This is a genomic window from Streptacidiphilus monticola, assembly GCF_042658505.1.
Lineage (GTDB): Bacteria > Actinomycetota > Actinomycetes > Streptomycetales > Streptomycetaceae > Streptacidiphilus > Streptacidiphilus monticola.
On record NZ_JBHSQJ010000072.1, the window covers coordinates 90,387 to 110,622 of the forward strand.

Annotated in this window: 17 protein-coding genes; 10 read left to right on the top strand and 7 right to left on the bottom strand. The window is 73.0% G+C overall.

Annotated features, from left to right (window positions below; genetic code table 11):
* The first annotated feature begins 11 nt into the window (after nucleotides 1–11).
* Both ACFP3V_RS17980 and ACFP3V_RS17985 read left to right on the top strand, forming a co-directional pair.
* The gene (locus ACFP3V_RS17980) at nucleotides 12–1,325 is read left to right on the top strand and encodes a M16 family metallopeptidase (protein WP_380584582.1); all 1,314 of its coding nucleotides are present in this window, start codon (nucleotides 12–14) and stop codon (nucleotides 1,323–1,325) included.
* Nucleotides 1,322–2,713 carry a M16 family metallopeptidase gene (locus ACFP3V_RS17985; protein ID WP_380584584.1) on the top strand — a complete coding sequence of 464 codons (1,392 nt, stop codon included), beginning with the start codon at nucleotides 1,322–1,324 and terminating at the stop codon, nucleotides 2,711–2,713. The genes ACFP3V_RS17980 and ACFP3V_RS17985 overlap by 4 nt, the downstream gene beginning before the upstream one ends.
* 77 nt (nucleotides 2,714–2,790) lie before the next feature.
* On the opposite strand, the gene ACFP3V_RS17990 is transcribed toward ACFP3V_RS17985, so the two are convergent.
* Nucleotides 2,791–3,000, bottom strand: a complete 210-nt coding sequence (locus tag ACFP3V_RS17990) for a hypothetical protein (RefSeq protein WP_380584586.1) — start codon at nucleotides 2,998–3,000, stop codon at nucleotides 2,791–2,793.
* Nucleotides 3,001–3,857: 857 nt separating this feature from the next.
* Complete coding sequence (locus ACFP3V_RS17995) at nucleotides 3,858–5,126, bottom strand: MFS transporter (RefSeq protein WP_380584588.1); 1,269 nt, start codon at nucleotides 5,124–5,126, stop codon at nucleotides 3,858–3,860.
* Nucleotides 5,127–5,289: 163 nt separating this feature from the next.
* Between ACFP3V_RS17995 and ACFP3V_RS18000 the strand changes: the two genes are divergently transcribed.
* The 3 genes from ACFP3V_RS18000 (at nucleotide 5,290) to ACFP3V_RS18010 (ending at nucleotide 9,088) form a co-directional block, all read left to right on the top strand.
* Nucleotides 5,290–5,946, top strand: coding sequence for a TetR/AcrR family transcriptional regulator (locus ACFP3V_RS18000; protein WP_380584590.1), 657 nt, complete (start codon nucleotides 5,290–5,292; stop codon nucleotides 5,944–5,946).
* An 82-nt stretch (nucleotides 5,947–6,028) separates the two neighbouring features.
* Nucleotides 6,029–7,591, top strand: a complete 1,563-nt coding sequence (locus tag ACFP3V_RS18005; protein ID WP_380584592.1) for an MFS transporter — start codon at nucleotides 6,029–6,031, stop codon at nucleotides 7,589–7,591.
* A gap of 303 nt (nucleotides 7,592–7,894) precedes the next feature.
* The gene (locus ACFP3V_RS18010) at nucleotides 7,895–9,088 is read left to right on the top strand and encodes an RtcB family protein (RefSeq protein WP_380584594.1); all 1,194 of its coding nucleotides are present in this window, start codon (nucleotides 7,895–7,897) and stop codon (nucleotides 9,086–9,088) included.
* On the opposite strand, the gene ACFP3V_RS18015 is transcribed toward ACFP3V_RS18010, so the two are convergent.
* Both ACFP3V_RS18015 and ACFP3V_RS18020 read right to left on the bottom strand, forming a co-directional pair.
* A complete protein-coding gene (locus ACFP3V_RS18015; RefSeq protein WP_380584596.1) occupies nucleotides 9,078–9,884 on the bottom strand; it encodes an LAGLIDADG family homing endonuclease in 807 nt (268 codons plus the stop codon). The two genes, ACFP3V_RS18010 and ACFP3V_RS18015, sit on opposite strands and share 11 nt — an antisense overlap.
* Nucleotides 9,885–9,993: 109 nt before the next feature.
* Nucleotides 9,994–11,421 carry an aminotransferase-like domain-containing protein gene (locus ACFP3V_RS18020; protein ID WP_380584598.1) on the bottom strand — a complete coding sequence of 476 codons (1,428 nt, stop codon included), beginning with the start codon at nucleotides 11,419–11,421 and terminating at the stop codon, nucleotides 9,994–9,996.
* Between ACFP3V_RS18020 and ACFP3V_RS18025 the strand changes: the two genes are divergently transcribed.
* The 3 genes from ACFP3V_RS18025 to ACFP3V_RS18035 all read left to right on the top strand — a co-directional run bounded on the left by ACFP3V_RS18025 (nucleotide 11,420) and on the right by ACFP3V_RS18035 (nucleotide 14,439).
* Nucleotides 11,420–12,316 (top strand): DMT family transporter, encoded by an 897-nt coding sequence (locus ACFP3V_RS18025; protein WP_380584600.1) that lies wholly within the window; start codon nucleotides 11,420–11,422, stop codon nucleotides 12,314–12,316. The genes ACFP3V_RS18020 and ACFP3V_RS18025 overlap by 2 nt on opposite strands.
* A 113-nt stretch (nucleotides 12,317–12,429) precedes the next feature.
* A complete protein-coding gene (locus tag ACFP3V_RS18030) occupies nucleotides 12,430–13,596 on the top strand; it encodes a lactate 2-monooxygenase (protein ID WP_380584602.1) in 1,167 nt (388 codons plus the stop codon).
* 120 nt (nucleotides 13,597–13,716) lie between these two features.
* Entirely contained in the window at nucleotides 13,717–14,439 is a 723-nt protein-coding gene (locus tag ACFP3V_RS18035) for an alpha/beta hydrolase (RefSeq protein WP_380584604.1), read from the top strand.
* A 3-nt stretch (nucleotides 14,440–14,442) separates the two neighbouring features.
* On the opposite strand, the gene ACFP3V_RS18040 is transcribed toward ACFP3V_RS18035, so the two are convergent.
* Nucleotides 14,443–15,555, bottom strand: a complete 1,113-nt coding sequence (locus tag ACFP3V_RS18040) for an ATP-grasp domain-containing protein (protein ID WP_380584606.1) — start codon at nucleotides 15,553–15,555, stop codon at nucleotides 14,443–14,445.
* A gap of 264 nt (nucleotides 15,556–15,819) precedes the next feature.
* Here ACFP3V_RS18040 and ACFP3V_RS18045 point away from each other — a divergent pair, with 264 nt between their 5' ends.
* The gene (locus ACFP3V_RS18045) at nucleotides 15,820–16,146 is read left to right on the top strand and encodes a YrdB family protein (RefSeq protein WP_380584608.1); all 327 of its coding nucleotides are present in this window, start codon (nucleotides 15,820–15,822) and stop codon (nucleotides 16,144–16,146) included.
* A gap of 81 nt (nucleotides 16,147–16,227) precedes the next feature.
* On the opposite strand, the gene ACFP3V_RS18050 is transcribed toward ACFP3V_RS18045, so the two are convergent.
* Together ACFP3V_RS18050 and ACFP3V_RS18055 are read right to left on the bottom strand one after the other, a co-directional pair.
* Nucleotides 16,228–17,973: an AMP-binding protein gene (locus tag ACFP3V_RS18050; protein WP_380584610.1), complete on the bottom strand. Its 1,746-nt coding sequence runs from the start codon at nucleotides 17,971–17,973 to the stop codon at nucleotides 16,228–16,230.
* 66 nt (nucleotides 17,974–18,039) lie between these two features.
* Nucleotides 18,040–19,692: an AMP-binding protein gene (locus ACFP3V_RS18055; protein WP_380584612.1), complete on the bottom strand. Its 1,653-nt coding sequence runs from the start codon at nucleotides 19,690–19,692 to the stop codon at nucleotides 18,040–18,042.
* Nucleotides 19,693–19,813: 121 nt separating this feature from the next.
* Here ACFP3V_RS18055 and ACFP3V_RS18060 point away from each other — a divergent pair.
* A partial coding sequence (locus ACFP3V_RS18060; protein ID WP_380584614.1) for a GAF domain-containing protein occupies nucleotides 19,814–20,236 on the top strand: 423 nt, incomplete at its 3' end.

A 20,236-nucleotide genomic window follows, 5' to 3' on the forward strand; every position in this document is an offset into this window, starting at 1 on the left:
GAAGACAGCGGATGGCCCAAGGCTTCGACATCAAGGAGCACACGCTCGGCAACGGTCTGCGGGTGGTGCTCTCGGAGGACCACCTGACCCCGGTCGCGGCCGTGTGCCTGTGGTACGACGTGGGCTCCCGCCACGAGGTGGCGGGCCGCACCGGCCTGGCGCACCTCTTCGAGCACCTGATGTTCCAGGGCTCCGCGCAGGTCAAGGGGAACGGCCACTTCGAACTCGTGCAGGCCGCGGGCGGCTCGCTCAACGGCACCACCAGCTTCGAGCGCACCAACTACTTCGAGACCATGCCGGCCCACCAGGTGGAGCTCGCGCTCTGGCTGGAGGCGGACCGGATGGGCAGCCTGCTCGCCGCGCTGGACCAGGAGAGCCTGGACAACCAGCGCGCGGTGGTGAAGAACGAGCGCCGCCAGCGCTACGACAACGTGCCCTACGGCACCGCCTTCGAGAAGCTGACCGCGATGGCCTACCCCGACGGCCATCCCTACCACCACACCCCGATCGGCTCGATGGCCGACCTGGACGCGGCCACCCTTGAGGACGCGCGGGACTTCTTCCGCACCTACTACGCGCCCAACAATGCCGTGCTGGCGGTCGTCGGCGACATCGACCCGGAGCAGACGCTCGCCTGGATCGAGAAGTACTTCGGCTCCATCCCCGCCCACGACGGTAAGCGTCCCCCGCGCGACGGCTCCGCCGTCGTCCGCGACGGCGTCGCCCCGCTGCGCGAGCACCTGGTCGAGGAGGTGCCCTCCCGTGCCGTGATGCAGGCGTACCTCCTCCCGCTGGACGGCACCCGGGAGGCCGACGCCGCCGACCTGGCGCTGACGGTGCTGGGGTCGGGCGAGTCCTCCCGCCTCTACAACCGGCTGGTCCGCCGCGACCGACTCTCCGTCACCGCCGGCTTCGGCCTGCTGCGGCTGGCGGGTGCCCCCTCGCTCGGCTGGCTGGACTCCAAGACCTCGGGCGAGGCCACGGTCGAGGCCGTCGAGGCCGCCATCGACGAGGAGTTGGCCCGCTTCGCCGCCGAGGGGCCCACCCCGGCGGAACTCGAGCGCGCCCAGGCGCAGATCGAGCGCGAGTGGCTGGACCGCCTGGACACCGTGGGCGGCCGCGCGGACGAACTGTGCCGCTACGCCGTCCTGTTCGGGGACCCCAAGCTGCTCAACGAAGCCCTGCCCAAGGTGCTCGAGGTGACCGCGGAGGAGGTCCAGGCCGTCGCGCAGAAGTACCTGACGCCGGACAACCGCGCCGTGCTCACCTACGAGCCCGCCGCGCAGGGCGCCGACGCCGCCGCGACCGAGGACGTGAACGCATGAGTGAGGCAAGCGCTGTGACGTCGATGCAGTTCCACCCGCAGCCGCAGCCGGGCGAGCCGACCCCCTGGGCGTTCCCGGCGCCGAGCCGCAGCACCCTGCCCAACGGGCTGACCGTGCTGCGTTGCGACCGCCCCGGCCAGAAGCTCGTCGCCGTCGAACTGCTGCTGGACGCGCCCCTCGCGGCCGAGCCGCGCGACCAGGAGGGCGTGGCCACCATCCTGGCCCGCGCCTTCTCCGAGGGCACCGACAAGCTGACGGCCGAGGAGTTCGCCGCCGAACTCGAGCGCGCGGGCGCGACCTTGGACGCGCACGCCGACCACACGACGCTGCGCGTCTCCCTGGAGGTCCCGGCCTCCCGGCTCGAACGCGGTCTGAGCCTGCTCGCGGACGCCGTCCGCGCGCCGGCGCTGCCGGAGCACGAGATCGAGCGGCTGGTGGCCAACCGCCTCGACGAGATCCAGCACGAGCTGGCCAGCCCGGCGCGCCGGGCGGCCTTCGCCCTCTACGCCGCGCTCTTCGACGCGGACGACCGCCTCTCCCGCCCGCGGGCCGGCACGGCGGAGACCGTCAAGGGCATCGACCGCGATGCGGTGGCCGCGTTCTACGCCGCCCACGTGCGGCCCGCGACCGCGACCGTCGTCCTCGTCGGCGACTTCAACGGCGCGGACTTCGACACCGTGCTCGCCTCCACCCTGGGCGAGTGGACCGGCACGGCGGCCGAGCGGGCACCGATCGCCCCCGTGGTCGCGGACGACCACGGGCGCGTCGTCATCGTGGACCGCCCCGGCTCGGTGCAGACGCAACTGCTCATCGGCCGCATCGGACCGGACCGCCACGACGACACCTGGGCGGCCCAACTCCTCGGCACCTACTGCCTGGGCGGCACGCTGACGTCCCGGCTGGACAGGGTGCTGCGCGAGGAGAAGGGCTACACCTACGGCGTGCGCGCCTTCGCCCAGCCGCTGCGCTCGTCCGCGAACGGCAGCGGGCGGGCGATGCTCGCCATCTCCGGCTCCGTCGACACCGAGTCGACCGCCCCGGCGCTGGCGGACACCTGGACCATCCTGCGCACGCTCGCCGCCGAGGGTCTGACCGACGAGGAGCGGGACATCGCCGTCCAGAACCTCGTCGGCGTCGCCCCACTGCGCTACGAGACGGCCTCGGCCGTCTGCGCCACGCTGGCGGACCAGGTGGAGCAGCGGCTGCCTGACGGCTACCAGGCCGAGGTCTACCGCCGCTTGGCGGAAACCCCGACCGCCGAGGCCTCGGCGGCGGTCATCGCCGCGTTCCCGCCGGACCGGCTGGTGACGGTCCTGGTCGGCGACGCCTCGGTGATCGAGGAGCCCGTCAAGGCGCTCGGCATCGGCGAAGTGACGGTCATTCAGTAGCACCCGTCGTGGGCGGGGCGCAGCCCCGGCACACGAGGACCCCGGCCTTCCGAGCGGCGAGGACCGGGGTCCTCGCGCTACCCGCTCACACTCACACGCCGGATCAGGCCCACGAGCACGTCGGCCGAGACGACCGGCGCGGCCGGGGTGCCCCGGCTCCGCCGTCGACGCGCGCGGCGCTCCGCGAGGGACAGCGGCGATGGCCCGGCGGGAACGAGGGGCGAGTGGGACGGCGTGGACGGGGCGAACATCGGGAGCACGGTCTTCTCGGCGGAGTTGGCGGGCACGGTCCCTCCCTGTCGGATCTTCAGCACCATGACAATCACGACATGCGACACGCTAGCCCCGCCCACTGACAGCCCAGCTCCCGGTAGCCCCGGCGCTTCCCGCCCGGCCACCCGACGGCGACGCCCTACGCGCGCGGCCACCCCGTGGCCATGGCCTTTCGCGCACGGCCGTTCCGGCGGCCTGCGGACATGCCCACCTGACGTCCCGGCGGGTCCGGCGCTTCCCGCACTGCCGTTCCGACGCGTACGGCGCTTCGCGCACGCGGGCCTGGCCGTCCCGGCGGGCGCGGCGCGGCGCGCGAGGCGGTTACGGCGTGCACCGCGCAGGCGGGCCACCTCGCGTCCCGGGGGACCGGCGCTTCGCGCATGGCCACGGTGCGCTTCGCGCATGCGGGCCTCACCGTCCAGGCGGGCATGGCGCGTCGCGCGCCACGCTTCCGGCGCGCCCCGCGTACGTGGGCCTCGCGTTCCGGGGGTCCGGCGCGCTTCGCGCGCGGGCCTCGCCCTCTCAGCAGGTACGGTTCGCGCATGGCCACGGTGTGCCCCGTCCACGCGGGCCTGGCCGTCCCAGCAGGTGCGGTGCTTCGCGCATGGCTGTTGCGGCGCGTCCGGCGCAGGCGGGCCGCCTCGCGTCCAGGCGGGGGCCGACGCTTCGCCCATGGCCACGGTGTGCCCCGTCCACGCGGGCCTCACCGTCCCGGCGGGCATGGCGCGTCGCGCGCCACGCTTCCGTCGCGCCCCGCGCACGTGGGCCTCGCTGTCCGGGGGGCATGTGCTGCCGCAAAGCCGCCGCCGTCTTCCGCTGTTGCCGTCTTCCGCCGTTGCCGGGGCGTAGGGGTGCCGCGCCAGCGTGGCCGTCAACGGGCCGGTGCAGGGGGCTCGTTGAGGGCGCGCCAGCCGGCCAGCGCGGCCAGGGCGAGGCAGGTGCCCGAGACGGAGAAGGCCGCGCGGGGGCCGAGGTGGTCGCCGACCGCGGCGACGAGGAAGCCGGTCAGCGGGACCGTGCCCGGCAGGGCCATGCCCCACAGGCCCATCACCCGGCCCCGCATCTCCGGCGCGGAGCGCAACTGCACCAGTGTGTTGGCACACGCGACGAACCAGATCGAGGTCACTCCCGTGAGGACCATGCACGCGAAGGCCGCCGGGGCCGTCGGCGACCACGCCGTCAGCAGCACCGAGGCCCCGGTCGCCAGCGCCAGCCGGCGCACCTGACGGCCCGTCGGGTCCGTGGTCCGCGCCGCCAGCAGCGCTCCGGGCAGGCCGCCCACGCCGAACGCGGCCATCAGCGTGCCGTAGCCGCCCCCGCCCAGGTGCAGCGCGCGAGTGGCGAGCAGCGGCAGGGCGATGCCCATGGTGAACAGCATTCCCGAGGCCGCCGCCATGGGCAGGCAGGCCCGCACCACCGGCGTCCGCCAGGCATAGCGCAGGCCCTCCCGGACGCCCGCGCGGGCCGGGCCCCCGCCCGCCGCGGCCGCCGTCACGCGGCTGTCCGTCTCCGTCTCCGTCTCCGACCGATGCGGGGGCAGGCGGCGCAGCACCAGCAGGGCGGGCAGGTAGGCCAGCCCGTTCACCAGGAAGCAGGCCGCCGCGCCCGTCGTGGCCAGCAGCGCGCCGCCCACGCCGGGGCCGACCACCCGGGAGACGTTCAGCGCCACCTCCCACAGGCCCACCGCGCCGGCCACGCCCTCGCGGCCGACCAGGTCCACCACCAGCACCTGCCGAGCCGGGCCGTCCACCGCCCCCACGGTTCCGCTGACCAGCGCGACCAGCAGGATCGCCCACAGCGGCAGCGCGTCCGCCCGGGTCAGCGCCGCCAGCAGCAGCCCGGCCAGGGCGAGCGCGGCCTGCGTCCAGCGCAGCAGCCGGCGGCGGTCGTGCCGGTCCACCAGCGCGCCCGCCCACGGGCCGAGCAGCAGCATCGGCCCCCACTGACACACCGTCAGCACGCTCAGCCAGAGGGCGTCCTGCGTCTGCTGCAGCACCACCCACGAGAGCGCCACGCCCTGGGTCACCGTCCCCGAGGCGGAGAACACCTGGGCCCCGAACCACCAGCGGAAGTCCCGTTGCCGCAGCGCAGCACCCACCCCGCCCCGCCGTCGGGCGGTCTCCACGTCAGCCGTCGTCACCGGCGGACGATAACCCAACCAATCGCATGTGACGTACGTCACATCTTCGAGGGAACAAGTGGGGATGTCCTCCCCGTTTACCCCAGCGACAGAAAAAACGGGGAGACAGTCCCCGCTTGATCCGACTACCGTCCAGGACGAAACCGAAGGGACAGAGGACGCCATGGTTCAGCTGAGCGACAGGCCGCGCACCGCACGGCTGCGCGCTGACGCCAGCCGCAACCGCGAACGCATCCTCGCCGCAGCGGAAGACGCCTTCGTCGAATTCGGCGCCGACGTCCCCCTGGACGAGATCGCCCGCCGCGCCGGAGTCGGCAACGCCACGCTCTACCGGCACTTCGCGGACCGGCGCGCTCTCGTCCACGGAGTCGTCGTCGCCGTGATGGCCAAGGCCGAGGCCTGCGCCCGCGCGGCCCTCGCCGAGGAGCCCGACGCCTTCGCCGCCCTCAGCCGATTCGTGCACGCCTCGGTCGACTGGAGCATCGGCGCCCTGTGCCCGATGATCACCAAGTGGACCGACCTGCACGACCCTGAGCTCGACCGCACCCGCCGACAACTCACCGACGCCATCGGCGAGATCGTCACCAGCGCCCAGGCCGCCGGAATCCTGCGCCCCGACGTCACCCAGGACGACATCCTGTTCGGCGTCTCCCAACTCGTCCGCCCCCCGGCCGGTGCCGAGGCCAACCCCTACGCGCACCGCCAACTCCAACTGCTGCTGGACGGCCTGCGCCACCAGCACACCGAACTGCCCGGCGAGCCCGCAGACTTCGAGGAACTGCGCGGCTGCTGCAAGGTCCCGGCGGCCCGGTTGCCGTGACCGCACGCCGACCGTAACCAGCCGGCAACCTCGGTCTGATCCACTGCAATTCTCGAAATATCACCTGCAACGGGGTACTTCCATGCCTGAAACACCCGCCGACAAGGCGCCGACCCTCGACAAGGCGGACCGTACCGCCGCGTCACCGGCGCTCGACCCGCAGCGCTGGAAAGCGCTCGCGTTCATCGCCATCGCTCAGCTCATGGTCGTCCTCGACGCCACGGTCGTGAACATCGCGCTCCCGCACGCCCAGGCCGACCTGCACATCTCCGACTCCAACCGGCAGTGGGTGATCACCGCCTACAGCCTCGCCTTCGGCGGTCTGCTGCTCTTCGGCGGCCGCGTCGCCGACCTCTGGGGACGCAAGCGCGCCTTCATCATCGGCCTCGTCGGCTTCGCCCTCGCCTCCGCCCTCGGCGGCGCCGCGGTCAACACCGGCATGCTGCTCGGCGCCCGCGCCCTCCAGGGCGTCTTCGGCGCGCTGCTCGCACCCGCCGCCCTCTCCCTGCTCGCGGTGACCTTCACCGAGGCCAAGGAACGCGCCACCGCCTTCGGCATCTTCGGCGCCATCGCCGGCGCCGGCGGCGCCGTCGGCCTGCTCCTCGGCGGCGTGCTCACCCAGTACGTCAACTGGCGCTGGTCGCTGTACGTCAACATCGTCTTCGCCATCGTGGCCGTGCTCGGCGCCGTCGCCTTCATCCACGAGCGCGAGGACCAGCGCAACCGCAACAAGCTCGACATCCCCGGTGTCCTGCTCGCCACCAGCGGACTCGTCGCCCTCGTCTACGGCTTCACCAAGGCCGAGGAGGACGGCTGGGGCTCCGGCGTCACCATCGGCCTCTTCGTGGCCTCCGCGGTGCTGCTCGCGGCCTTCGTGTTCGTCGAGTCCAAGGTCAAGGCCCCGCTGCTGCCGCTGCGTGTCGTCGCCAACCGCAACCGCGGCGGCGTCTACCTCGGCCTCGGCCTCGCCGTGATCGGCATGTTCGGCCTCTTCCTCTTCCTCACCTACTACCTGCAGTGGGTCAAGGGGTACTCGCCGGTCATGACCGGCGTCGCCTTCCTGCCCATGGTCGTCGGCATGATCACCGGCTCCACGCAGATCGGCGCCCGGCTGATGAACCGCCTCCCGGCCCGCCTGCTCATGGGCCCCGGTCTGTTCGTCGCCGCGATCGGCATGCTGCTGCTGACCCAGATGAAGGTCGACTCCTCCTACTGGACCCTGATCCTGCCCGCCGAGCTGCTGCTCGGCCTCGGCATGGGCACCTCGTTCATGCCCGCCATGAGCCTGGCCACCTACAAGGTCCAGCCGCAGGACGCCGGCGTCGCCTCCGCCATGATCAACACCTCGCAGCAGGTCGGCGGCTCCATCGGCACCGCCCTGCTCAACACCATCGCCGCCAGCGCGACGACCACCTGGATCGCCGCCCATGTGGCGAGCCCGGCCGCCGCCGACAAGGTCCTCTTCGCCAAGGAGGCGGCGGTGCACGGCTACTCCGTCGCCATCTGGTGGGCCGTCGGCATCATGGTCGCCGCCTCGCTCATCGTGGCCGTGTTCGTCAACGCGGGCAGCCACGACGCAGCCGCGGCAGCCGCGGCCGAGGGCGAAGGAGCCGAGGACGTCGCCATCCCGGTGATCGCCCACTGATCCCTCGCACACCGCGAGCCCCGAGGGCCGCCCTGCTCCGGCAGGGCGGCCCTCGCCTTATTTCCGTTGCCCGGCCAGGCAGTTCATGGGTGAATACTCCCGAGGCCGGCGACGTCCGCCGGCCCGGCCGAGCAGCGGTGAGAGGAGGCAGTCCCATGCGGGTCGAGACGATGCGCGACCGTGGCCAAGCCCGGCGCACCTCCCCGAGGCGACGCCGCCCCACCGCTGCTCCTGCCGCGCGCTGAACGCGTCGCCACTCTCTGACTTCCTGTCAACTCCCTTGTATATGGAGTGATTCAACCCATGTCGTACACCGAAGTACCCGGCGTCAACGTGCCCATCCGGATGTGGACCGACCCCGCGACGGTCGAGGGCGCGGCGATGCAGCAGCTCCGCAACATCACCACGTTGCCGTGGATCAAGGGTCTGGCCGTCATGCCCGACGTCCACCTGGGCAAGGGCGCGACCGTCGGCTCCGTCATCGCCATGAAGGACGCCGTCTGCCCGGCGGCGGTGGGGGTCGACATCGGCTGCGGGATGAGCGCGGTGAAGACTTCGCTCACCGCCCGCGACCTGCCCGACAACCTGTCCCGGCTGCGCTCCCGCATCGAGGCCGCCATCCCCGTCGGGCGCGGCCTCCACCGCGACCCGGTGGACCCCGCCCGCCTGCACGGGTTCTCGGCGACGGGGTGGACGTCGTTCTGGTCCCGGTTCGCCGAGCTCGCTCCGGAAGTGAAGGCGAAGGAGGAGCGGGCGATGCAGCAGATGGGGACCTTGGGCAGCGGCAACCACTTCGTGGAAGTTTGTGTCGATAAGTCCGATTCTGTGTGGCTGATGCTGCACTCCGGATCCCGGAACATCGGCAAGGAGCTTGCCGAGCACCACATCGGCGTCGCCCGCTCGCTGCCCTACAACCAGGGGCTGGTCGACCGCGACCTCGCGGTGTTCATCGCGGACACCCCGCAGATGGCCGCCTATCGGCGTGACCTCTTCTGGGCGCAGGAATACGCCAAGTACAACAGGGCCGTCATGATGACCTTCTTCCAGGAGGCGTTCCGGAAGGAGGTCCGGCGCACCAAGGTCGAGTTCGGCGAGGTCATCTCCTGCCACCACAACTACGTGGCGGAGGAGACCTACGAGGGCATGGACCTCCTCGTCACCCGCAAGGGCGCGATCCGGGCTGGCTCCGGGGACTACGGGATCATCCCGGGATCCATGGGTACCGGCTCGTACATCGTCCGTGGTCTGGGCAACGCGGATGCCTTCAACTCCGCGTCGCACGGCGCGGGTCGGAAGATGAGCCGCTCGGCCGCTAAGCGCAAGTACGGCGTCCGGGATCTGGAACAGCAGACGCGCGGAGTCGAGTGCCGCAAGGACTCCGGCGTCGTGGACGAGATCCCGTCGGCCTACAAGTCGATCGAGAAGGTCATGGCCCAGCAGACCGACCTCGTCGAGGTGGTCGCCGAGCTGAAGCAGGTCGTCTGCGTCAAGGGTTGAGTTGTGGCGCCTGGAGCTTCTCCAGGCGCCACAAGCGCATCGTGCAGCTTGCCAAGGAGCGGTTCAGCCTGCGGCTGGCCTCTTCGAGGGTGGGCGCTGCGCGAAGGATCTCATCCTCGGCCGGAATCCAGATCCTCCGGTTCGGGATCCGCTTCATTCCCGGCGGTCGGGTCCAGGTCTGCAGACGGAGCGCGATCTCCTGCTTGCGGCGGAGTGACAGGCCGGCGGCTTGGTAGAGGCGGTGCGACAACTCGACGGCCGGCTCCCTCTCGTAGTACAGGTTGAAAACCGAGTCACGACGATTGCGTCGGGGTCTGTGGACGACTCCCGTCAACTGCCGGACGGATTCGCAGAAGTACTCCGCCAGCGCATCACTCTGCGTCACGAGGCTGACGAAGGGGTTGCCTTTGGCGGTCATGCCCAGCGAACCGTCGGCGTCGATGAGACCGCGCAGGTAGTCCCGAGCTGAGAACGGTATGCCAGGCGGGGCGATGCGGGCCGACTTCCGCCCTTCGGGGAGCCCAAGACAGACGAGTTCGCGCCGGAAGGCGAGGGCGCAGACCGACCAGACAGCCGTCCGGGACTCGGGGGAGAAGTTGGTCGCGCGGGTCCTGGTGGTGACGCTGCTCGGGTAGGGGCAGAGCGCCTTGAATCGCTCGAGCAGCTCGATGTCCCGGGCGTTCAACTCCACGGTCAGGCGGCCCTTCTGGCCGCGTCCCCGGAAGAGGTGGCCGTCGGCCTGCAGGAAGCCGAAGAGGTAGGCGTGATCGGGGTTCTCCAGATTCATGAACGTCATGCGCTCAGGCTTGCGATACGGGACACCGGGAGGCCGCCTATTCCCACCGTTCTTCATCTGTTCGGATGGTCGTGCGGTCTTTCGTTTGACGTTGCCGCACGCACATCCGTCACGGAAGATCGGTCATCGCCTGCGCCAACCTCCTGGCCGCCTCCGTCAGTTCGTCCGGGCCCGAGGTCGCCGCGATGCTGATGCGGAGGTGGGGGCCGGGGCTTTCGGCGGGGAAGTACGGGCGGCCGGGGGTCAGGGCGAGGCCGTGGCGGAGGGCGGTGGAGGTGAGGGCGGTCTCGTCGGTGGCGGGCGGCAGCGGGAGCCAGAACTGGTAGCCGCCACTGGGATGGTGGAACTCCGGCAGGTCCGGCAGCTGTCCGTGCACGGCCGCCGCGAAGGCGGCGGCGCGGTCGCGGAGGCCCGCGCCGACGGTGCGGAGGTGGCGGGGCCAGGCGGGGGAGCCGACCAGCTCCAGGGCGGCTTCCTGGAGCGGCCGCGGCACGAAGAAGCTGTCGACGACCTGGATCGCGCGCAGCCGCTGCACCACCGGTCCGCGGGCCACGATCGCGCCGACCCGCAGGCTCGGTGAGGTGGGCTTGGTCAGGGACGCGATGTGGACGACGGTGCCGTCCGGGTCGTCGGAGACCAGCGGCGGGGGGACCGGGCTGCTGCCGTGGGCGAGCCGGCGCGCGTAGTCGTCCTCGATGACGAACGCCCCTGCGGCGCGCGCCAGTTCGAGGACCGCGCGGCGGCGCTCGGTGGACAGGACGGCACTGGTGGGGTTCTGGAAGAGAGGCTGGCAGAGCAGCACCCGCGCGCCCGTCGCGGTGAAGGCCTCCGCCAGCAGGTCCGGGCGGATGCCTTCGGCGTCGACGGGGACCGGGACCGGCCGCAGGCCGGCTGCGCGCGCGACGGCCAACGCGCCGTAGTAGGTGGGGGATTCGACCAGCAGCGGCGCGCCCGGGGTGGCCAGGGCGCGCAGCGCGGTGGTGAGGGCGGACTGGCCGCCCGCCGTGATCAGGACGTCCTCGGCGGTGACCGAGCCATGGGTCTCCCGCGCGAACCAGGTACGGAGCGCGCTCAGGCCCGCCACCGGTGGCCGGTCCCAGGCGTCGGGGCGGCGGGCCGCGCGGGCGAGGGCGGCGCCCAATGCCTGGTCCGGGCGGAGGGAGGCGTGCAGGTAGCCCTCGTTGAGCGGGATGACGCCGGGCGGCGGGGCGGTCAGCGTGGCGAGCACGCCGGTGGCATCCACCGAGCGCGGTGTGGCGTCGCCCGATTCCTCGGCGCTGAGGGCGAGTTGCTGCCAGGACGTGTCGGCGGGGCGGTCCCGTGGCGGGGTCGGGGCGCGGTAGGTGCCGGAGCCGGGCCGGGTGACCACGAGGCCCTCGGCGGTGAGCGCGGCGAGGGCGCGGGAGACGGTGACCGGGCTGGTTGCGAAGCGCTGGACGAGAGCGCGGGTGGACGGAAGCCGCTCACCGGGCGCGAAGCGGTTCAGCTCGGCTCGGAGGGTGTCGGCGAGAAGGGCCGAACTGATACCGTTGTTCATGAGTATCAAAGATAGCGCTATACCTCGAATGCCGATAGCGGTTCGGGGCGGCGGAGTCCTGCTGGCGGGGCTGGGCGTCCTCTGCTTCTCCTTCACCTTCCCGGCCACCCACTGGTCCCTGTCCGGCTTCGGACCGTGGACGACGGTGTCCGTGCGCGAGGTGCTGGCCGCGCTGATCGCCGCGGGCTTCCTCCTGGCCACCCGCGCCCGGGTCCCCGAGCGGCGGCACTGGCCGGCGCTCGCCGTGGTCGCGTTCGGGGTGGTCGTCGGCTTCCCGGTGCTGACCACGCTGGCGCTGCAGACCGCGAGGACGTCGCATGCCTCCGTCGTGATCGGCGCGCTGCCGCTGACGACCTCCGTCATGGCCGCCGCGGTGACGAGGACCCGGCACTCGCGGCTGTTCTGGGCGGCCGCGGGGCTGGGCACGGCGACGGTCGTCGCCTTCGCGCTCGCCCAGAGCGGCGGCGCGCCGACCCCTGCGGACCTGCTGCTCTTCGCCGCGCTCCTGGCCTGCGCGGCGGGCTACGTCGCGGGCGGCCGGCTGACGGCGGTGCTGCCCGGTTGGCAGGTGATCGGCTGGGCGCTGGTGGGTTCGCTGCCGCTCACGGTTCCCGGGGCGGCGTTCGCGCTGGCCGCCGAACCGGCGCGGCTGACGGGTGAGTCGCTGTTCGGACTGCTGTACCTCGCGGCGGTGTCGCAGTTCTTCGGGCTGCTGGTCTGGTACCGGGGCATGGCCGAGATCGGGGTGCCCCGGGCCTCCCAACTGCAGTTGGCGCAGCCACTGTTGACGCTGGTGTGGGCCGCGCTGCTGCTCGGTGAGCGGCTGGGCGCCGGAACCGCGCTCGCGGCGCTCGCGGTGCTGCTGTGCGTGGCGGTGACCCAGCGGGCTCGCTGACGTCCTGTCCCCGGAGACGGGCCGCGACCGGCGGCCGGGCGTTGACCGGCGGCCCGCGGCTGGGGCAGCGTGAGCCCCGACAAGGACGTCCGCGCAGGTGAGAGGTCGGGCAGATGGCGCAGTTCGGCGACTACCAGAACGAGATCTACTTCAACGGGCTCTTCGGACGGCTGCCCGAACTGCCGATGGACTTCGCCGGTTTGGAGCGCCGGGCGGAGGCCGCGATGTCCGCCTCCCTCTGGTCGTACGTCGCCGGCGGCGCCGGTGACGAGCGCACGCAGCGCGCGAACGTGCGCGCCTTCGACCAGTGGGGGCTCGTCCCGCGGATGCTGGTGGGGGCGAAGGCCCGGAACCTGACGGTGGATCTGTTCGGGCTCGAGCTGCCGTCTCCGCTGTTCCTGGCCCCGGTCGGCGTGATCGGCCTGTGCGCCCAGGACGGGCACGGCGACCTGGCGACGGCGCGGGCCGCGGCGCGCACGGGCGTGCCGATGGTGGCGTCCACGCTGTCGGTGGATCCGCTGGAGGACGTGGCGAAGCAGTTCGGGGACACGCCCGGCTTCTTCCAGCTCTACACGCCCACCGACCGGGAGTTGGCGCAGAGCCTGGTGTCCCGCGCGGAGGCGGCCGGCTTCCGGGGGATCGTGGTGACGCTGGACACCTGGGTCACCGGGTGGCGGCCGCGGGACCTGTCCACGGGCAACTTCCCGCAGTTGCGCGGGCACTGCCTGGCCAACTACTTCACCGACCCGGTGTTCCGCTCCCGGCTCGCCACGCCGCCGGAGCAGGACCCGTCCTCGGCGGTGCTGACCTGGACGCAGATCTTCGGCAACCCGCTCACCTGGGCGGACCTGGACTGGCTGCGCTCGCTGACGTCGCTGCCGCTGATCCTCAAGGGCCTGTCCCATCCGGAGGACGTGCGCCGCGCCCGGGACGCGGGCGTGGACGGCGTCTACTGCTCCAACCACGGCGGCCGCCAGGCCAACGGCGGTCTGCCCGCGCTGGACACGCTGCCCGAGGTGGTCGCGGCGGCGGACGGCCTGCCGGTGCTCTTCGACTCGGGGGTGCGCTCGGGGGCCGACGCCGCCAAGGCGCTCGCGCTGGGCGCGACGGCGGTGGGCATCGGCCGCCCCTACGCCTACGGCCTGGCGCTCGGCGGGGAGGAGGGCATGGTGCACGTGCTGCGGACGCTGCTGGCCGAACTGGACCTGGTGATGGCCGTGGACGGCTACCCGAGCCTTGCCGACCTGACGCCGGAGGCGCTGCGCCGCGTGCATGTCTGACGGTGCGTCGGGGCCGGTGCGGAGCCGGTCCGTTGGCCGGTTCGCGGCGCGACACGGCCGGAACAGGTCTGTCCCGCCTCCGGACCGGGCAGGATGGGCGTGGGAAAGGCAGGTGTTCGAGTGACGACGCAGGTGGTGGCGCGGACCGGGATCGACTACGGCTCGTTCGGCAAGCAGTTGGACGTCTACCGCCCGGCCGAGGGGCCGGTGTGGGGGACGGTGCTGCTGTGGCACGGCCGGGGTCCGCAGGAGCGGGATGTGCTGGCGACGCTGGCCAGGGAGGCGGCGGGGCACGGCGTGCGCGTGGTCGCCCCGGACTGGCGTTCGGACGCCGCGGACGGCGGCTGGACGCACCTGCGGGAGTCGGTGGCGTGGCTGCGGGCGCACGTCGGTGACGAGGCGGTGCTGGCGGGCTGGTCGCTGGGCGCCCGCGCGGCCATGGCCACGGTGCTGCGCCCGCCGCTGTGGGACGGGTGGCGGCCGACGGCGGTGGTCGGCATCGCGGGGAACTACCTGACCTCCTCCGACCCGCGCATGGGCCCGCCCGCCGTGGAGGACCTGACGGTCACTCAGCAGCCTTCGCTGCCGGTGCACCTGGTGCACGGCACGGCGGACGCCGTCGTGGACGTCGCGTGTTCGCGGGCCTTCGCCCGGCACCTGGAGCAGCACCGCTGGCCGGTGGAGTACACCGAGCTGGAGACCGACCACGCGGGGGTGGTCATGGCCGAGTACGACCGCACGTTGGGCCGCTGCCGGCCGGCCACGGCGGAGCACGCGCTGACGGCCGGGGCGGCGACCGCCCGGGTGATCGCCCGAGCGGTCCGCGGCACGGTCAGGGTGTGAGCGTCAGAGCGTGACGGCCTGCCCGCTGGCGGCGGGCGCGGCCTGGTCCGCCGTCACCCGCGGTCCGGGGATGGGCAGTTGGCGCGGCAGCGTCGGGTAGGGCGTGGAGATGAGGGTGTAGTCGTCGCCCAGTGCCCGCGGGGTCACCCCGGTCGCGGTCATACCCAGCGCCAACTGCATGGCCGCCCACGGGAAGTTCACTCCGCAGCGGGACAGCTGGTGCAGGCCGCCGGAGGGACGCGTGTTGACGTCCAGCAGCATCGGCTGCCCGTGCCAGTGCCGGAACTGGATGTTGGTCAGGTAGGCCAGCTGGAACTGCTCGGCCAGGGCCCGGGCCGGGACCAGGTAGGCGGGGTCCAGGGTGAAGCCGCGGCGGCGGCCCTCCTTGGTGCGCCCGACCGCGCCCTGCACCAGCCCCTCGGGCGAGACCAGGCAGTCCACGGACACCTCGGGGCCGGCCAGGTGCGGCATGACCAGCCAGTCGACCGGCTCCGGCGTCTCCGCCTCGGCCTCGCGCAGCGCCTGCGCGACCTGGTCCAGCGACACCTGCCAACTGGGTGAACCGGCAAGGCGGGCCAGGGAGAAGGGCTTGCGGGTGAGCATCCGGAAGCCTTCGCCGCCGGCCCCGGTCACCGGCTTGAGGCAGGGAGTCCCGCCCAGGGCCTCGATCCCGGCGACGGCCTCCAGCAACTGCTCGCTGCCGCGCACCCGCCACCAGGGCGGGACCGGCAACCCGGCCGCGCCGAGGGCCTCGTAGGCCGCGGCCTTGTCCGCGAACAGCTCGATGGCCGGCGCGGGCGGGCTGAGCACGCCGGTGCCCAGAGCGCGGAAGTCCTCCTCCCGCTCGGCCACGGCGTGCTGGTGCAGCCGGGGGAGGAAGAGGCGGATGGCGTGCCGCGCGCAGTAGTCGAGCGCGAACTCGACGTACGCGGCGGGGGACAGGTGGTCCGGCTCCAAGGAGGCGTGGTCGGCCGCGCGCAGGACGGGCGAGTCGGGATCGACATGCGTCGCATGGATCTCGACGGGGACGCCGTCGGCGTTCTCTCTCAACAGGCCGATGAAGAAGGCGTTCTCGGCGTAGGTGCGGTTCAGCCAGATGCGCAGCGGGTCGTTCACGCGGGTCTCCGGTACGAAGGCCGACGGGTGGGCAGGGTGTGCCAGGAAGGTGGGTACGACGAGCCCCGCCTCCGGGATGTGGAGGCTTACCGGGAGAGTCGTGGGCGTATCAGATCACGAGCAGGGGGACTTGCGCGAGTGCTGGCACACACCTGTCGGCGGGCGTCATCACCAGTTAACGCGGCAGGACATCTGACGTGCCGTCACATTCTACTCCGAGATCGGGGCTTCCCTTCGAGAGCGGTGCTCTCCTATGCTGGCGGCATGAAGCTGCTGCGCGCGGCCAACGAGCTGCTGGCCTTTGTGATCGAGGTACTTGCGCTGCTCGCGCTGGGCTGGTGGGGCGCCCACGCGGCGGGCTGGTGGCTCGCCCTGCTGCTGCCGCTGGCGGCAGCGGTGCTGTGGGGCTTGTTCGCCGCGCCCAAGGCGACGTTCCGGGTTGCGCTTCCGGCGGTGCTCGCGGTGAAGGCGGTGGTGTTCGGGGGTGCGGTCGCGGCGCTGGCGGGACTCCACCAGCCCACGCTCGCCTGGGTGTTCGGCGTCGTGGCCGCCGCGAACACCGCTGCCGCGACATCAGCCCGTCGCCCGTAGGGGCGCAGTTCCCCGCGCCCCCTGGGGGGTGGCCGGTCGCGCCCCTGCGGCGGAGCCGCGCGGGTCGACCGCCTCGCGCCCCTACGGCTGGGCCGGGAAGTCCTCCTCCCAGAACTCCAGCTTGCCGCGGGCCGGGGCCTCCGGGCCCCCGTGCAAGTCGGTTTCGCGGGTGCGGAGTTCGACCCGGCGGATCTTGCCGGAGACGGTCTTGGGCAGGTCCGCGAACTCCAGGCGCCGCACCCGCTTGTAGGGCGCCAACTGCTGCCGCGCCCACGCCAGGATGGACCGCGCCGTCTCCGCGTCCGGCGTGGCGCCGGGCGCCAGGACCACGTACGCCTTGGGCACCGACAGCCGCACCGGGTCGGGGGAGGGGACCACCGCCGCCTCCGCGACGGCGGGGTGTTCGATCAGGACGCTCTCCAGCTCGAACGGTGAGATCCGGTAGTCCGAGGACTTGAACACGTCGTCCGTGCGCCCGACGTACGTCAGGTAGCCGTCCGCGTCCCGGAACGCCACGTCGCCCGTGTGGTAGTAGCCGCCCGCCGTCGCCTCCGCCTGGCGGTCCGGGTCCTGCTGGTAGCCGGCCATCAGACCGAGCGGCCGGCTGTCCAGGGGCAGGCACAGTTCGCCCTCCGCGCCGGGCTCGGTGACCTCCTCGCCGCTGAGCGGGTCCACCAGGGCCACCTCGTAGCCGGGCAGCGGCAGGCCCATCGAGCCGGGCTTGAGCGCGAGACCCGGCGGGTTGCCCACCTGCGCCGTGGTCTCCGTCTGGCCGAAGCCGTCGCGCAGGGTGAGCCCCCACGCCCGCCGCACCTGGTCGATCACCTCCGGGTTCAACGGCTCGCCGGCGCCCACCAGTTCGCGCACCGGGGGACGCCACTGGGACAGCTCCTCCAGGACCAGCATCCGCCACACCGTCGGCGGGGCGCAGAAGGAGGTCACCGCGTACCGGACCATCGCATCCAGCAACGGTCGTGCCGCGAACCGGGGTTGGTTGACCACCAGGATCTCCGCCTGGGCGTTCCAGGGGGCGAAGAAGTTGCTCCAGGCGTGCTTGGCCCAGCCAGGGGAGGAGACGTTGAGGTGCACGTCGCCGGGCTGGAGGCCGATCCAGTACATGGTCGACAGGTGGCCCACCGGGTAGGACCGGTGGGTGTGCTGGACCAGCTTGGGGCGGCTGGTCGTGCCGGAGGTGAAGTAGAGCAGCAGCGGGTCCTCGGCCCGGGTGACGCCCTCGGGGCGGAAGCCGACCGGGAAGGAGGCGGCGTGGGCGTAGGGCAGCCAGCCGGGGACCTCCTGGTCGCCGACCGAGATGCGGGTCCAGTCGCCCTCGATGTCCGCGAAGCCGCCGGTCAGGCCGGCTTCGGCGATGACGTGGCGGACCCGGCCCCGGTGCACCCGGTCCGCCAGGTCGTCGGGGGAGAGCAGGGTGCTGGCCGGGATGACGACCGCGCCGATCTTGATGGCGGCGAGCATCAACTCCCAGAGCGCGACCCGGTTCCCGAGCAGCAGCAGGATCCGGTCGCCGCGGACCACGCCGAGCGAGCGCAGCCAACCGGCCACCCGTGTGGAGCGCTCGCTCATCTCGGCGAAGCTCAGCGCGGTCTCGGCCAGGACGGTGCCGTCCGCGTCCAGGTCGACGACCCGCAGCGCGGTCCCCGGCGTGGTCCGGGCCATGGGGTCGAACCAGTCCAGCGCCCAGTTGAAGAACTCGCCCTCGGGCCGGGGGAAGGCCCGGGCCCCGGCGAGGTCGCCGCGGTGGGCGAGCAGGTGGTCGCGGGCCGCGCGGAACTCCGCGTAGGCGCCAGGGTTCTGTTCCAGCGTCATCTCCGACTCCCTCTGCACCGCCCTGTGGATCTCCGTCCGGCACGTTCGCAGTTGTGCCGATCCCGGTCAAGCACCCGGGCCGCCCACGGCGGCGACCGCCTCGCGGCTGCGGCGTTCGCGCAGCAGGTAGCGCTGGATCTTGCCGCTCGGGGTCTTCGGCAGCTCGGTCACGAAGTGCACCGTCCGCGGGTAGGCGTGCGCCGAGTACCGCGCCTTGACCAGCAGTTGCAGGTCCCGGACCAGGTCGGGGCCGGGTGCCGCACCGGGACGCAGCACCACGAAGGCCTCCAGGATCTCGCCGCGCAGCCGGTCCGGGACGCCGACGACGGCGGACTCCGCGACCGCGTCGTGCTCGGCCAGCACGCTCTCCACCTCGAAGGGGCCGATGCGGTAACCCGCCATGATGATCACATCGTCGTCGCGGGCCGAGAAGCGGAACCGGCCCTCGCCGTCCTGGGTGGCGGCGTCGCCGGTCAGGTACCAGCGGCCGTCGGCGGTGAAGCGTTCCGCGGTCCTCTCCGGCGCGTCGGCGTAGCCGGTGAACCAGAGCAGCGGGCTGGCATCCACCCGGATCGCGACCTGGCCCAGCACCCCGGCGGGCGCCGGCTCGTCGCGCTCGTCGTCGAGGACGGCGGCGCTCCAGCCGGGCAGCGGCCGGCCCATGGATCCGGGGACGACGGGGGTGCGCACCTCGTCGGCCCATCCGTTGGCGATGACCATGCCGTGCTCGGTCTGGCCGTAGTGGTCCCGTACGGCGACGCCGAGTTCGCGCTCGGACCAGGCGACGACGTCGGGCGTCAGCGGCTCCCCGGCGGAGGAGGCGCGGCGCAGCCGGACGCCGGGCGGCACCGGCTCGCCCTGCAGACTGCGGTAGACCGTGGGCGCGGCGGTGAAGTTGGTGACGCCGAGGCGTTCCATGACCTGCCAGGTCAGCCCGGGGGAGAAGCCCGCGTGCAGCAGCAGGCCGGGTACGCCCGCGGCGAGCGGGCCGAGGATCGCGTAGTAGAGGCCGTAGGCCCAGCCGGGGTCGGCGGCGTTCCAGAAGACGTCGTCCGGCCGGACGTCGAGCCCGAACTCCAGGTAGGCGTGGAAGGCGGCGAGCGCCCGCAGCGGCACCGGCACGGCCTTGGGCGTGCCGGTGGTCCCCGAGGTGAACAGCTTGACCAGCAGCCCGTCCGGTCCGACGGCGACCGGGCGGCCCTCCGGTTCGTCACCCGTGTGACGGGCCGTCAGTTCCGCGAAGGAGAGTTCCTCGCCCGCCGGCTCGGCGCCGACGACCACGGTCCGCCAGGGGCGGTCCGCCGGGAGGTCGGGGCCCGGGGCGAGCTTGCCGCGCTGGGCGGCGTCGGCGACGACCAGCTTCGCCCGGCTCGCGGCCAGCCGCAGCGCGATGGCGGGCGGGGCGAAGGCGGTGAACAGCGGTACGTGCACCGCGCCGCGACGCCAGATGCCCAGCAGGGCGACGACGAGTTCGGCGGACTTCCCCATGAGCACCGCGACCGCGTCGCCCGGGCCGACACCGAGCCCGGCGAGGGCGGCGGCGAAGCGTGCGGAATCGCGGCGCAGCTGGCCGTAGGTGAGCCGGCGGGTGCTCAGGTCGTCCTCGACGACGGTGAAGGCCACCTGGTCCGCGGGGTGCCGGTCGCACAGCAGGTGCGCGGCGCAGGCGTCCGGGGAGCCGTAGATGTCGAGCAGGGCGCCGACGCGGGTGTCGGTCATGGCTGCTCCTCCCTCTGTGCGGGGCCCGTTGGGGCGGCGGCTGGGCTCTTTGCGGGGGTGTTTCGGCGCCTTATCCTCGGTGTCACCCTGACGGCCCACTACCCCCGGAAAGGGGCAGGCGATGGCCGCCCTCCAGGACGATCCGCTCAGACCCGACGACGCCGACGCGTACCGCAAGGCGCTCCGCGCGGCCCGCGAGCGCAGCGGCCTCCCGGTCGCCTTCGGCGGGGACGTGGCGGACGGGGTGCTGCGGCTGTCCCAGTTCGTCGGTGTTCGCACGGCCGGGCTGCGCGGCCTGGCGGTCCGCGCCGAGACCGGGCTGGGCGGCCAGGTGCTCGCCCGGCGCCGCCCGGCCGCGGTGGCCGACTACCGGACCGCGGCGTCGATCACCCACGACTACGACGGCCCGGTGCTGGCCGAGGGCATCACAGGTGTGGTGGCGGCCCCTGTGGTCGTCGCGGGCCGGGTCCGCGGCGTCCTCTACGCGGCGACCCGCGACCACGCGGCTCCGGGCGCTCGCGGCGCGGACGCCCTGGTGGACGCC

Bases quoted from the DNA above. Each gene is read 5' to 3' on its own strand.
- ACFP3V_RS17980 (WP_380584582.1), top strand. From the start codon at position 12: ATGGCCCAAGGCTTCGACATCAAGGAGCACACGCTCGGCAACGGTCTG.
- ACFP3V_RS17985 (WP_380584584.1), top strand. From the start codon at position 1,322: ATGAGTGAGGCAAGCGCTGTGACGTCGATGCAGTTCCACCCGCAGCCG.
- ACFP3V_RS18000 (WP_380584590.1), top strand. From the start codon at position 5,290: ATGGTTCAGCTGAGCGACAGGCCGCGCACCGCACGGCTGCGCGCTGAC.
- ACFP3V_RS18005 (WP_380584592.1), top strand. From the start codon at position 6,029: ATGCCTGAAACACCCGCCGACAAGGCGCCGACCCTCGACAAGGCGGAC.
- ACFP3V_RS18010 (WP_380584594.1), top strand. From the start codon at position 7,895: ATGTCGTACACCGAAGTACCCGGCGTCAACGTGCCCATCCGGATGTGG.
- ACFP3V_RS18015 (WP_380584596.1), bottom strand. From the start codon at position 9,884: ATGACGTTCATGAATCTGGAGAACCCCGATCACGCCTACCTCTTCGGC.
- ACFP3V_RS18025 (WP_380584600.1), top strand. From the start codon at position 11,420: ATGAGTATCAAAGATAGCGCTATACCTCGAATGCCGATAGCGGTTCGG.
- ACFP3V_RS18020 (WP_380584598.1), bottom strand. From the start codon at position 11,421: ATGAACAACGGTATCAGTTCGGCCCTTCTCGCCGACACCCTCCGAGCC.
- ACFP3V_RS18030 (WP_380584602.1), top strand. From the start codon at position 12,430: ATGGCGCAGTTCGGCGACTACCAGAACGAGATCTACTTCAACGGGCTC.
- ACFP3V_RS18045 (WP_380584608.1), top strand. From the start codon at position 15,820: ATGAAGCTGCTGCGCGCGGCCAACGAGCTGCTGGCCTTTGTGATCGAG.
- ACFP3V_RS18050 (WP_380584610.1), bottom strand. From the start codon at position 17,973: ATGACGCTGGAACAGAACCCTGGCGCCTACGCGGAGTTCCGCGCGGCC.
- ACFP3V_RS18055 (WP_380584612.1), bottom strand. From the start codon at position 19,692: ATGACCGACACCCGCGTCGGCGCCCTGCTCGACATCTACGGCTCCCCG.